The organism is Clostridium sp. HV4-5-A1G (assembly GCF_900184915.1).
Taxonomy (GTDB): Bacteria; Bacillota; Clostridia; order Clostridiales; family Clostridiaceae; genus Clostridium_B; species Clostridium_B aromativorans.
The window spans coordinates 1-11,237 of record NZ_FXYI02000118.1 but is presented as its reverse complement, the minus strand read 5'-3'; the positions used below and the strand labels follow the sequence as shown (position 1 = coordinate 11,237).

At 33.5% G+C, this 11,237-nt stretch carries 16 protein-coding genes and 1 pseudogene; 14 read left to right on the top strand and 3 right to left on the bottom strand.

Annotated elements, in window-relative coordinates; translation table 11 throughout:
* The first annotated feature begins 387 nt into the window (after window positions 1-387).
* Window positions 388-552, top strand: coding sequence for a hypothetical protein (locus J5G60_RS12460; RefSeq protein ID WP_179977707.1), 165 nt, complete (start codon window positions 388-390; stop codon window positions 550-552).
* A 12-nt stretch (window positions 553-564) separates the two neighbouring features.
* A complete protein-coding gene (locus J5G60_RS12455) occupies window positions 565-1,164 on the top strand; it encodes a Fic/DOC family protein (protein ID WP_150358537.1) in 600 nt (199 codons plus the stop codon).
* Window positions 1,165-1,308: 144 nt separating this feature from the next.
* On the opposite strand, the gene lexA is transcribed toward J5G60_RS12455, so the two are convergent.
* The gene (lexA, locus tag J5G60_RS12450; protein ID WP_150358536.1) at window positions 1,309-1,920 is read right to left on the bottom strand and encodes a transcriptional repressor LexA; all 612 of its coding nucleotides are present in this window, start codon (window positions 1,918-1,920) and stop codon (window positions 1,309-1,311) included.
* Between the two features lie 34 nt (window positions 1,921-1,954).
* On the bottom strand, window positions 1,955-2,410 hold the full coding sequence (locus J5G60_RS12445) for a hypothetical protein (protein WP_150358535.1): 456 nt from the start codon (window positions 2,408-2,410) through the stop codon (window positions 1,955-1,957).
* A 280-nt stretch (window positions 2,411-2,690) separates the two neighbouring features.
* On the opposite strand from J5G60_RS12445, the gene J5G60_RS12440 reads away from it, so the two are divergent.
* The 11 genes from J5G60_RS12440 (at window position 2,691) to J5G60_RS12390 (ending at window position 10,124) form a co-directional block, all read left to right on the top strand.
* A complete protein-coding gene (locus J5G60_RS12440) occupies window positions 2,691-2,861 on the top strand; it encodes a hypothetical protein (RefSeq protein WP_190972260.1) in 171 nt (56 codons plus the stop codon).
* Window positions 2,862-2,932: 71 nt separating this feature from the next.
* On the top strand, window positions 2,933-3,172 hold the full coding sequence (locus J5G60_RS12435) for a hypothetical protein (RefSeq protein WP_150358534.1): 240 nt from the start codon (window positions 2,933-2,935) through the stop codon (window positions 3,170-3,172).
* Between the two features lie 83 nt (window positions 3,173-3,255).
* Window positions 3,256-3,714, top strand: coding sequence for a hypothetical protein (locus J5G60_RS12430; RefSeq protein ID WP_150358533.1), 459 nt, complete (start codon window positions 3,256-3,258; stop codon window positions 3,712-3,714).
* The gene (locus tag J5G60_RS12425; RefSeq protein ID WP_150358532.1) at window positions 3,711-4,211 is read left to right on the top strand and encodes a hypothetical protein; all 501 of its coding nucleotides are present in this window, start codon (window positions 3,711-3,713) and stop codon (window positions 4,209-4,211) included. Before J5G60_RS12430 ends, J5G60_RS12425 begins: the two co-directional genes overlap by 4 nt.
* Before the next feature lie 46 nt (window positions 4,212-4,257).
* The gene (locus J5G60_RS12420) at window positions 4,258-5,076 is read left to right on the top strand and encodes a prepilin peptidase (RefSeq protein WP_150358531.1); all 819 of its coding nucleotides are present in this window, start codon (window positions 4,258-4,260) and stop codon (window positions 5,074-5,076) included.
* Between the two features lie 16 nt (window positions 5,077-5,092).
* Window positions 5,093-5,599: a signal peptidase I gene (lepB, locus tag J5G60_RS12415; RefSeq protein ID WP_150358530.1), complete on the top strand. Its 507-nt coding sequence runs from the start codon at window positions 5,093-5,095 to the stop codon at window positions 5,597-5,599.
* Window positions 5,600-5,624: 25 nt separating this feature from the next.
* Window positions 5,625-6,359: a hypothetical protein gene (locus J5G60_RS12410; protein WP_150358529.1), complete on the top strand. Its 735-nt coding sequence runs from the start codon at window positions 5,625-5,627 to the stop codon at window positions 6,357-6,359.
* A gap of 26 nt (window positions 6,360-6,385) precedes the next feature.
* Window positions 6,386-6,817 (top strand): hypothetical protein, encoded by a 432-nt coding sequence (locus J5G60_RS12405; RefSeq protein WP_150358528.1) that lies wholly within the window; start codon window positions 6,386-6,388, stop codon window positions 6,815-6,817.
* 39 nt (window positions 6,818-6,856) lie between these two features.
* On the top strand, window positions 6,857-8,287 hold the full coding sequence (locus J5G60_RS12400; RefSeq protein ID WP_150358527.1) for an ATPase, T2SS/T4P/T4SS family: 1,431 nt from the start codon (window positions 6,857-6,859) through the stop codon (window positions 8,285-8,287).
* A complete protein-coding gene (locus J5G60_RS12395; protein WP_150358526.1) occupies window positions 8,284-9,033 on the top strand; it encodes a hypothetical protein in 750 nt (249 codons plus the stop codon). The genes J5G60_RS12400 and J5G60_RS12395 overlap by 4 nt, the downstream gene beginning before the upstream one ends.
* 11 nt (window positions 9,034-9,044) lie before the next feature.
* On the top strand, window positions 9,045-10,124 hold the full coding sequence (locus J5G60_RS12390; protein ID WP_150358525.1) for a hypothetical protein: 1,080 nt from the start codon (window positions 9,045-9,047) through the stop codon (window positions 10,122-10,124).
* Window positions 10,125-10,195: 71 nt separating this feature from the next.
* Here J5G60_RS12390 and J5G60_RS12385 read toward each other — a convergent pair whose 3' ends face one another.
* Window positions 10,196-10,444, bottom strand: coding sequence for a helix-turn-helix domain-containing protein (locus tag J5G60_RS12385; RefSeq protein WP_150358524.1), 249 nt, complete (start codon window positions 10,442-10,444; stop codon window positions 10,196-10,198).
* A 238-nt stretch (window positions 10,445-10,682) separates the two neighbouring features.
* On the opposite strand from J5G60_RS12385, the pseudogene J5G60_RS12380 reads away from it, so the two are divergent.
* Window positions 10,683-11,237: pseudogene (locus J5G60_RS12380) on the top strand (hypothetical protein); the annotation flags it as partial.

Below are 11,237 nucleotides of genomic sequence, written 5' to 3'. Positions count from 1 at the left end.
AACCGGGGCTTCTGCGAAGAACTCAGAGCACTCTGGCCACATTGATTAGTTTGGCAGGAGTAGTGCAGATAGAAAAATAAACTGCTTAATTCTTCCGGCAACAGAAGAAATACTCAGCTAAACTGTATTTGTGGAAAAGAAGTCTGCCTGTCAAAAGGTAGAAGCCTCTTCTATACTAACCTGTTTAGTTAGGAGGGGAGGGTTCACACTATTATAAAATAATGGGCATATTATATTTATAGGACGAACATGTAATATTTTAAATAAATACTTCATAAAAATTAAAACAGATGATATATAGCTAATGAATTTACTCTTTAATGGTGAAAAAGCCGAACAATATGATATAATATATTTGTAGAGTGTTATCTTGAAAGGAGAATTATAATGCTTGATAAATATGATAAAGCTATAAAAACCGCTGAAGGAAACATAAAGCATGAAGGTATGTATCTTACAGAATATGAAAAAAATCTGATAAAAAAGTCTTTAAAAAAAGAACTTTCTCATGACGAATTTTTAAGACGTGCTTATCAGGTTGCTGTTAAATAACGGAGATTAAATATGTATGATATTTCAGGAAATAATGAATATCGTTCGTTGTATTATTATAAAGATGTAGATGTTTTAAAGAATAAATTCAATATAAAAGATGCAGATAAACTGGAAAAGATGGAACGAATCCTGTCATCGCAAAGACTTTCTGAATTAGCAATAAATCCAATAAAGGGTAACTTTGATATTGAGCATCTGTGTGAAATCCACAAGTATATATTTCAAGACATATATGAATGGGCAGGGCAGTTGAGAAATGAAGATATTTTTAAAGGTGGTGAATTTGCACCATCTTATTTATTAAGAGATGCATTGGAAAATGAGATTTTTAAACCTTTAAAAAAAGATGATTATCTAAAAAATATGAGCAGGAGAAATACCTCTGATAAGATTGCTTTTTACATGTCTCAGCTAAATTTTGCACATCCATTCAGAGAAGGCAACGGTAGAACCCAAAGAGAATTTGTTAGAAATTTAGCTTTTTCTAATGGATATATTCTAGAATGGGATGGTGCTGAGCCTGAAGAACTTTTAGAAGCTACAATTGAAGCAACTAGAAAATATAAATATGAACATCTATCAAAGATTATTTTTAGATTATTAAAATAATTTAATTGTGTTTGGAGATAAAAAAATGATCCCTACATTGAATAGGGGTCATTTTTTTATTTAAAATAGGCTATGATTAAATATATTTTGCTTAATATGTGGAAATTTTTATTCTTTACAGGTAGGAGACTTATCAGTTGTATTTTATGTAAAAAATCTACCAGTTCCCACTAACTTTCCTATAATAATATAATTAACTATGATTATTGGTTTCATTGATGTGCTTTCAGGTTGAAGTTTTATATAATTTTCTTTTTTAAAAAATCTCCCCATGACAATTTTATTATCAAGTAAAACAGATGCTATTTCTCCATTTTCAACATGATCTGTCTTCTCAAATATAACCATATCTCCAATGAGAATTTTTATTTTAGCCATGCTTTCATCATAAGCTTTAATGATAAAGAGGTTGTTCATGTTTTCCGTGTAATCTACTGGAATTGGAAGTGATCCCTTTATATTTTCTGGTGAAAAAATAGAATCACCTATAATTATGCTATCTATGATAGGAATATTTACCATTTTCTTTTTATTGGAACTATTTTTGGGGATTCTTATAGTCCTGGGTTTAAAAGGATCTCTTTTTATAAGGCTATCTTTCTCTAAAGCATTTAAATAATTATGTACCGTAGATGTAGAATTCACCCCCACAGCTTTGCATATTTCTCTAACAGAAGGAGAATAGTCTCTTTCTTCGATATATGATTTTATAAATTCGTATATTTTTAATTGATTGATTTTTTTAGTATCTGACATAAAAACACCTCTCGAAAAAATGTAGATATAAACCTTAGATTAAATCAGTAATGCTCTGAGTAAAAGTATTGAGATTTTTATCCATATGTTCTCCATAATTTATATGTGTTCGATCTTGAGACCATTCACAAAGGAAATAACATTTCTTACCAAATTCTTTTTCTATTTCATATGTAAAGTATCGTATGTTATAGTCTTTATCAAAAACGATGCCTATATAAGGGGTCTCCGTACTTTCTCTAGCTTCAGGAATTTCTATAACTATAAGAGAATATGAGTTTTTGATGTTATTTAATAGATTGATTTTAAAACTGGGAGGAGCATTTCTAATTCCTTTTTCAATGACTATACTATTCCAGCCTTTCTTCAGGATAGTACTGAAAGAGTCTCCTTCTTTTTTTATTTTTTGAATAAATTGTTTCCTATACTTGAATAATGAAATCGGAAAAATCACATGGGAGAACTTATAATAATCTTCTCTGTATTCCATACTATTACCACCTTTTTATGTTGTTTAATACCATATTATCGAACATATGTTCCTATGTCAAGAGTCAATATGAGCTTTTATTTTCGAACTAAAAGACAATATCCAGTGTATTCTAGAAAATGCTGTGGTTTTAATATTTATATCAAAAAGTAAAAAATAAGGTAAATTATATTCCAATTTTAAATAAATTTTAAGCATAAAAACAGGTCATTTTTAAAAAATAAATTAACATGCAGATTTATACTATACTGGACTCAGGTTAAGGTTGGAGGGAACAAAAATGGTAGTGAAAAGAAAAAAAGGAGGTCTTTCATATATTCTGGCTGTTGTACTTATGCTCTACATAACAGTCAAACTCATTCCAGTCTTTGAATATGTGGCATATGAATTCAAAGAACTTTTGGTAGATACAAATACCCAGACAATATACATAGATGAAAATAACGAATAAGGGGTGGTCATATGAGCACATGCACGAGGGGGTCACCTTTGGTGTAAATAAAAAATAAGGAGGGCATATAAATGAGTATACCTACTATGAGAAAGAGAAAATCCAAAAGAGGAGGACTTTCACTTATACTCACTGCTATATTTTTCATCACTTTGACTGTATATATTTTTACATCCGCCATTCACCCAACGGCAGTTGCAATAAAAGACCAGGGTCAGGATGCAGGACAGGCTATAGTCGAAGAAAAAGCCAATATTATAGCTGATTTTCTTCCTACTACATTTGTAGATCCAACAAATGCTGGAGAGTAAATAATTAAAAAAGACCTTTAACTAGGTCTTTTTTAATAAAAATAGTGAGGATATATTCACATAAAAAATAAGGTGGTGATCCTGTGAATAAAAAAGGGGGACTTTCAGTTATACTGGCATCAATAGTAGTTTTATTTGTGCTTTCGAATATAGTTTTAAATATATTTATAGGGCTGTCTGAGATAAATACAGTAGGAAATCTGCACGGTATTATGCGGACGGAAGCTGATACTGCAGCAAACAGCAAAAAGGTTGATGGAGCGATATATCAGTTTTTTGACAGGGATGTTAAGGGATATCTTCCAGTTTTAAAAGATTACACTACTATTTACACTGTGTATGAATACAAAGATGGTTCCATTACGGAAGTTGGAAAGGCATATGGAAGTGGCAGTTTCAATATAGAACTGAAAACAGGTCAAATCCTTAAGATAACCATCAGACAGGATGCTGTATCCACCCTTCAGAAAATGAACAACTTGTTTACTGGAGAAGATTTGCAGGGAAGAATAATTGTATCTGAAAAGAGGGTGGTAAATTGAAAATCAATAAAAAAGGAAGCAAAGGAAGCGCTCCCGGTTTCATATTGATGGGTATGTTTTTTATTATATTTTTTATTGACTGCTACCTCGTAATGAGTCATTATGCACACATAAGAGATGAAAGATATGTAATAAGCAGCAGGATAGAAGATTCATATAAGCAGCCTGTGAATACATATCAAAATGATTTTGAGCAGTTCTGTGCAACGAGAGATTTTATAAATTCAAGCTATGAGCCGTCGGAAGTGTATATCATATCACCTGTAGGTTCAGCTTTTAATATTGATTATATTGCGGGCTCATCAAAAACACCTCTAAACAGCAGCCCAATGGATGTCAAAGATACGATTGCTATACTTGATGAGAAAGTTCAAGATGATGTCCAAATGGAGAAGATTAAAAATTATTTGAACTCAAATCCTGAAAATGTTCTAGTCTTTTACAAATTCAAAAGCAGTTCAGTTAATATTAAAAAATCTTTCAATATCCATAAATAACCTAAATTCAATATATATTAAAATGTATAAATAAGGAAGTGTAAAAATGATTCTTTTAGAGATTTTATTTTTGCTTGTCATGGCTTATGCCGCAGTTTGTGACTGGAAGGACAGAATTGTATATACAAAAACATGGGTTGCGGCTTCAGTTCTCTCATTGTCCATAGCCTTACTCAAAGGATACAGCATACATCAGATGTTTGCCTATTCCCTATGGTTCTGTGTATTTTTGATTATCATGGATATAGTGTGTACAGTAATTTACAAAATTAAGGACAGGCCATTTCTTGTAAATAGAAATTTAAATGCAGTGGAGGCAGTTGAGAAGGCCGAAGACAATCCGACGCAGGAAAATATAGATATGGCCAGAGGGTTTGTATTTGATTCAGGAAATGAAAAAATTCTAGGTTCCAGGCTGGACAAACTGCAGCAGGAATTAAACAAATCTATATCTCAAATTGAGCTTGTAAATAGGTGCTCTGAAAAGGTAGCACTTGCCGAAATAAGCAACACTGGAGCTGATTTATATACTGCGGGGTCGTTCCTTTCATGCAGTGCCAGGAGTATTCCAAAAAAGTCCAGAAGAAATTTTTATAGGAGAATAAAGGGGCTTGGGCTTTATAGGAAAATAAAAGAACTTCCAGATAAAATAGTTGATGAGAAATGTTATGGGATAGGCTGGGGAGATATAAAAATATCTCCGGCAGTAACGCTTTTTTACGGCAGCCACGGTGCTTTTATAATGCTTTTGGTATTAATTCTCGCACTGTTGAGCCAGAGATTTATAAAACAGGGCGATGACAGCATACCGCTTGTAACATATATGGCCATAGGTTGTATGATGGCACTTCTTATTAGTTTATAAGGGGGCTAAATGAAACATGAATATTTCAGAAAGAGTCAAAGAGAAAATCAAACTTGTAATATCATCCATCGTAGTACTTCTTATAGTTGTTGCTATTTCATCGGTGCTGTCCAGAAATGTTTCAGGCAAAGTCAATGTGGAAGTTGTGGGAGATTCAATGCAGCCGACACTTCACTCGGGAGAAAAACTCACTGCAGATAAGGACATTACCCAAATAAATAGGGGAGACATAATAATATTCAAATCAGTTGATGATAATAAGGTCCTTATAAAAAGAGTTGTGGGACTTCCGGGAGAAAAAATAAGAATCCAAAATGAAAAGATTTTTATAAATAATAAGGAACTCGCAGAACCTTACCTTAAAGAAAAAATGAACTCAGCTATGGACAAATATTTACCTGTAGATATGTTAATTCCAATTGAAGCATATTACGTCATGGGGGACAACAGGAACAACAGCAACGACAGCAGAAATTTCGGGGTTGTACCCATGAAATCCATAATTGGCAAAATTGAAAAGTAAAATAACAGAAAGGAGACATAGTGTTGTGATAAATTTAAAAAGCAGGAAAAAGGAAATTGGAATAGTGCTTGCAACATCTGCCGTATGGATTGGAATTATAGGTGCCACTTTCTATATTACAGGTTCCGTACCTTCACTAAAAGGTAAATATGTGTACAGTATCAAAGCTACAAAAAACATAACGGCAGGCAGTATTGTAAAGCAATCGGATCTTAAAATTGTTAAAGACTCCATTTACAACAAGGTACCTACTTCATATGGCTATAATGAGACAAAATCCATAGTCGGGAAAATAGCAGACAGGAACATATACAAGAATGAAAACATTAAAAAGGACGATATATCCGAGCCCACAAACGGTTTAAGGCCATGTACTCTTTCTGTATCGTTGGATACTTTAAGTGATAATTCCATAACATCGGGTGATTATGTGGATGTCATAGTGAACTATAAGGAAAAAGGCAGAAAACCGGATATCATAGTGTCTAAGGCGTTGGTTTCAAAAGTTGTTGATTCCACGGGAGAGCCAATGTCAGCCCAGAAAACATCAGATCAAAAACAGATACCAGCACATCTCACTGTTCTCGTAAATAATTCTAACATTTTATCTATTGAAGATGCAAAAAAAATAGCTTCCTTTGGCTTTTATAAGTACCCGTCACAAAGTACAACTGCATCCAAGGTTACGTATATTCCATCATGGGATAAGCCGGCACCGTCACCTGCCCAGCAAAGTTCAGATAGTGCAGTACAAAAATAAGATTTTTAATTAGGAGTGAGAATATAATGAAAAAATTAAAGCTATGGAAAAACATGTGGGTTTCAACTCTAATAATTTACATCATAGGTTTGCTGGGGCTTTTTAAAATAAAATGTATATTTCCAACTTTCGAAAGCTTTTTGTCTATAGCGGAAATTTCACTTGTATTAAGTGGTTGGATGATGATTTTTTGGTTCTCTGTGAAACTTATATTAAAAGTACATATAAGCTTTAGAGACTCCATGAAGAAATTAATTAAATCTTTAATAATGCCTTATTTTGGATTGGGATATATAATATTTCTTTGCGGTAATGATTTTTCTTTTAATGGAATGATGAAACTATTTTTCATAACATTAGTTATTCTTTGTATTCCTATTTTCATAAACGCATTAATTTGGCTGAAAAGTCATGTGAATTTCAAAGGAGAGATAAATGAAAGTGAGAGAAAATCATAGTGTAAAATGTATTAATTTTAGAAGAGGAGATGAAATCATATGTCGTTGGATAAACTTCTAAATTCCATAAAGGACATTATGCTGTCGGATAATTCGGATATTGAAAATCTCAATGAACTCATCAAGCTGGCATCTGCAGGAGATTTAAAAAGCAAGAATATGCTTAAAGTTTATATAAAAAAATACCTTGCTGATATTTTGGATAAGGAACATTCTACTGTAGATGGTTATATAAAGCAGTATCACATAAATTATTTTGAACCCGTATATAAAGGTGATGATAGGGATTATGGCAGGGTAATAAATTCTATCTGTATTTCCGGTAATTCAGATAGAGATAAAAAAATTGATTTGCTCATACAGATAATATACCAGGAACTATATGGCCTTTCAGTAATAGATCCATACAGTTATGGAGATATGGAGGGGCTCAATGAGATAAATGTGAACAGTGCTGATTTTATAAGTTTTCAGATAAATGGAAAGAGGAAGCGGATAAAAAAGCTATACTTCAAAGATAATAGGACATGCCTTGAGATCATAAAAAAGAGCATATCAAACTCCAGTGATGACGACTTAAGACCGAACAATCCTGAAATAATATGTGACAACCTGAGCGGTGCAAGAGTAACGGCACTCATACCTCCATACAGCAAGGAGCCTTCTCTGAACTTGAGGTATGAAGATTATAAATATGTATCAAGTGAAAATTTAATTGCAGAAGGTACTTCAACACGGCAGGTGGAAAGATTTATAGATATAATTATGAAAAGCAGGCCCAATATACTTGTGGTTGGTCCACAAAGTGCAGGAAAAACAACATACCTTCTGAGGCTCATATCTTCCATACCGGACAATTTGACACTTCTTACTATGGAATCATCTTTTGAACTTGCCATAAGAAAATATTTTCCGGATAAAGACGTCAAAAATTTAAAATTTCTGAACATAAAATCACCGATGGACTGCTTTAAAACCGGGCTTAGGCTTGGCCGTGACATTATGATAGATGGAGAAGTGAGGACACCTGAGGAGGCTTATATAACACTCCAGGCAATGACAAGACAAAATAGGGGCAGCCTAGGAAGCTTTCATACATCATCTATAAAAAATTTCATACCGGACTACAAAAATATGCTCATGCAAAACAATTCATACAAGAGCGAAGAATCTGCACTTTACGATATAGCAAGGGCGGTTGATATAGTTATGTTCATAGCGCTGAACCTGGCCACAGGAAAAAGATATATACAGGAGGTTACTGAAGTAATCTTCAGACCTGAAAATTACCATATGCCATATGAATTGAATCCAATGTTTGAACGTAGAGAAGGAAATCTTGCCCTGATCAATCCAATATCCCAGGATTACTTAAATGAAGCTTTCAGTTTTGGCTTTACGGAAAAGTATATGGAAGAATTAAAGGCATTGTATGGTGAATGTGGAATAGATATGGGGTGCTTAAAATGATATTGAATAAAAAGACACTTACTTTGAAGTTGAACCTTTTCAGAAAAGATGCGTCAAGGCTTTCATCGGTGCTTGTCGGGATATATTGTATTGCAGTTTTGATTGCTTTTACGCTTATCATGCTACTCGACACCATATGGTACCTTAAACTGGTCTACATTGTATTTGCATTTGTACTGCCTGTTCTTGTCGGTGATTATATTATAAATTTCATGACATACAGGGTAATAAAAAAGATACCGAACAGCCTGGAGGAATTCCAGTACAACTTAAACAAATCATTTAAAATTGATACTGCAATAAAGGCCACATCTGAAAATTTGAAAGGACATATAAAAAGACCTTTTCAGATCCTATATTACAACCTCTCCAGAAATTCAAATACTGCTTTCGATGATTTCAAAAAAACATTCAATGATAAAAATATAAATGCCTTTTCCGAACTTATAAAGGCTTATGTTGTCTATGGAGGTGACCTCAAGGAACTGAACAACCAGATAAGCAATCTCATTGTGAAAATGAGGGAAGAAAACATGTTTGCAGAAAAAGCCAGGGAAAAATTTTTGAAGTACAAGCTGGGAGCTCTATTCATGGTGGTGGTAACTCTGCTAATGCAGAAATATATGAATGTAATTGTACCTGAAATAGGTCAATCACAAAATCCGCTTGATTCCATGAAATATGTATTTGTAGTCATGTTTTATATAATATATTTTTTTTCAATAGACTTTTTGAGAAAGCTATAGGGGGGATTGATATGTCAAACAATACGGGAAATTTATTTATTCTGGCAATTATAATAGCATGTTATGCCGGTTATTTGCTTGATGCAAAGAATTTATTTAAAAATAAACTTTTGAGAAAAATTGTAAGGAAGGTACTTCCAAAACACAAGGATAAGGAATACAAGATTCTAGACAATCTACTGGCTAAATCTTCCCTTGACATGGATATGCTTGATCTGTACGTAATAAAAACAATTGCATTTGTGGCAGCCTCTCTTCTTTTGTTCCTGGTATTCATAACAAACACCCAGGTAAAGCAGAGGCAGGTATTTGAAACACCAGTATATTCGACTTATTCCCAAAATGATTTTCACAACAATCCTTCTACAAGACTCAAGAATTTCAATCTAATGAAAGTCCATGTTGATATCACTGGAATAAACAATAATGATGCAGGTTTTGAAGCAGTGAAAAGTGTATTATCAAAATATGGAGATGTAGATTCGGACAGGATCAATGACAGTTCATCAGTTGCCCTAAAAGATGCAGTATCTCTAAAGCCTTTGTATTCTGTTTCAAGAAAAATAAGATATGGTCTGTGGGCGGTAGTGTTCTTCTTTGTGCCTGATTTACTTTTAAAACTGTACTCCATTGTGATAGTGAGGAGAAAAGAAGAAGAGGTATACAACCTTGTCAATCTCCTGGTAATGGTGGGCAGCAATCCCAATGTGACTTCAAGGAACATGCTCAAGGCTCTGATAGACAATTCTCACTATTTGAAACCGTACCTTGTTGAATTTGAAACAAATTATCTTGTAGGCAGGGATGCCGCTTATGAGAAGTTTTTAAATGATGAAAGATACAAGTGCATATCAAAGATAATATCGGCACTGAGGCAGGTAGAGGAAAGTGATAAAACCTCCGCAGTCCATAATTTAAAGAGCGGAAATGAAAGCATTGAAAAATCAAGGAAATTAAACTTTGAGAATAAGATAGAGAAAAAAGAAGGCATTGCATTTGCCATATTTGTTGTAGGTGTATGTATTTTGATAAAGATTATTTTTGACATATCCATAGCTGGGATTTCCAATATGGGTAATATGAAAGTATGAACATTAAGATATGAAAAGGCTTATAAAGTTATTGTATTATATAGGCCTTTTTATTTATTCTTTTATAAAAATTATTCACCAAGTAAAAGCCAATTAAGAGATACATTAAGTGCTTTGGCGATTCCAATTACTTCATAATCAGCTACAAATCTGTCACCGGATTCAATTCTTGAAATGGATATTCTATCAAGCTTTATATTCATTAATTCTAATTTTGCAGCTAAGTCTCCTTGAGTCAGGGGAGGATTAAACATGTTACGGGCTTTTTTAACTCTAGTACCTATTACATTTTTGCTTCCCTTATACCAGTATATTTTCAAAGTAGTTCACCGCCTAATGTGCTAAAGATTAACTTTTAAATTGATTTTACATTTTTATATTGATACAATGTTGCTAAAGATGAACATTAAATAAAAAGGTTAACAATAAATTTAGTAGTACCTTATTTAGGAAAATAGCCGAGAATCCTCCCATTTTCAAAGGGGAGATGAAAGGCCGCAGTTAAAATTATTTTAAAAGAAAGGGGACAGTATCATAAAACGGGTAGTTAATTTCACATTGAATCCGACTAAAAAAGAAAAAATAGTGCTTGGATGCCTGGCATATGCAGCTTCAAAGCTATGGAACACCGCAAACTACGAAAGAAGGAACTGGTCTAAAGAAAGCGGTGCTGCATATCCTGACTGGTACAGGCAGAAAAAAGAGCTGAAGGACCACTTCTGGTATAAGAACTTGCCATCCCAGACAGCTCAGGAAGTCCTGAAGCAGCTAAGTGAGAGCTGGAAGTCCTTCTACACCCTGAAGAAAACAGGAGGGGTCAAAAATCCAAAACCGCCGGGATATAAACATACAAACTCCAATGTGAGGTACCTCAACAATGGGTTTGTACTGGGGAACGGGACTGTAAGGCTGTCTCTGCCAAAGAAACTGAGGGGTTACCTGAAAGAAAAGTACAGCATTACAGACAGGTATCTGTTTTTAAAAATGCCTGCCGGCAAAGAAATTTCAGGCACACCAAAGATAGTGGAAATCATATCCCTGCCAAATAACAAAAAATATAGTTTAAATATCATAGTAGAGAAACAGGATGTCAAATTAAAAGAGAATAATGAT

Bases quoted from the DNA above. Each gene is read 5' to 3' on its own strand.
- J5G60_RS12460 (WP_179977707.1), top strand. From the start codon at position 388: ATGCTTGATAAATATGATAAAGCTATAAAAACCGCTGAAGGAAACATA.
- J5G60_RS12455 (WP_150358537.1), top strand. From the start codon at position 565: ATGTATGATATTTCAGGAAATAATGAATATCGTTCGTTGTATTATTAT.
- lexA (WP_150358536.1), bottom strand. From the start codon at position 1,920: ATGTCAGATACTAAAAAAATCAATCAATTAAAAATATACGAATTTATA.
- J5G60_RS12445 (WP_150358535.1), bottom strand. From the start codon at position 2,410: ATGGAATACAGAGAAGATTATTATAAGTTCTCCCATGTGATTTTTCCG.
- J5G60_RS12440 (WP_190972260.1), top strand. From the start codon at position 2,691: ATGGTAGTGAAAAGAAAAAAAGGAGGTCTTTCATATATTCTGGCTGTT.
- J5G60_RS12435 (WP_150358534.1), top strand. From the start codon at position 2,933: ATGAGTATACCTACTATGAGAAAGAGAAAATCCAAAAGAGGAGGACTT.
- J5G60_RS12420 (WP_150358531.1), top strand. From the start codon at position 4,258: ATGATTCTTTTAGAGATTTTATTTTTGCTTGTCATGGCTTATGCCGCA.
- lepB (WP_150358530.1), top strand. From the start codon at position 5,093: ATGAATATTTCAGAAAGAGTCAAAGAGAAAATCAAACTTGTAATATCA.
- J5G60_RS12405 (WP_150358528.1), top strand. From the start codon at position 6,386: ATGAAAAAATTAAAGCTATGGAAAAACATGTGGGTTTCAACTCTAATA.
- J5G60_RS12400 (WP_150358527.1), top strand. From the start codon at position 6,857: ATGTCGTTGGATAAACTTCTAAATTCCATAAAGGACATTATGCTGTCG.
- J5G60_RS12395 (WP_150358526.1), top strand. From the start codon at position 8,284: ATGATATTGAATAAAAAGACACTTACTTTGAAGTTGAACCTTTTCAGA.
- J5G60_RS12390 (WP_150358525.1), top strand. From the start codon at position 9,045: ATGTCAAACAATACGGGAAATTTATTTATTCTGGCAATTATAATAGCA.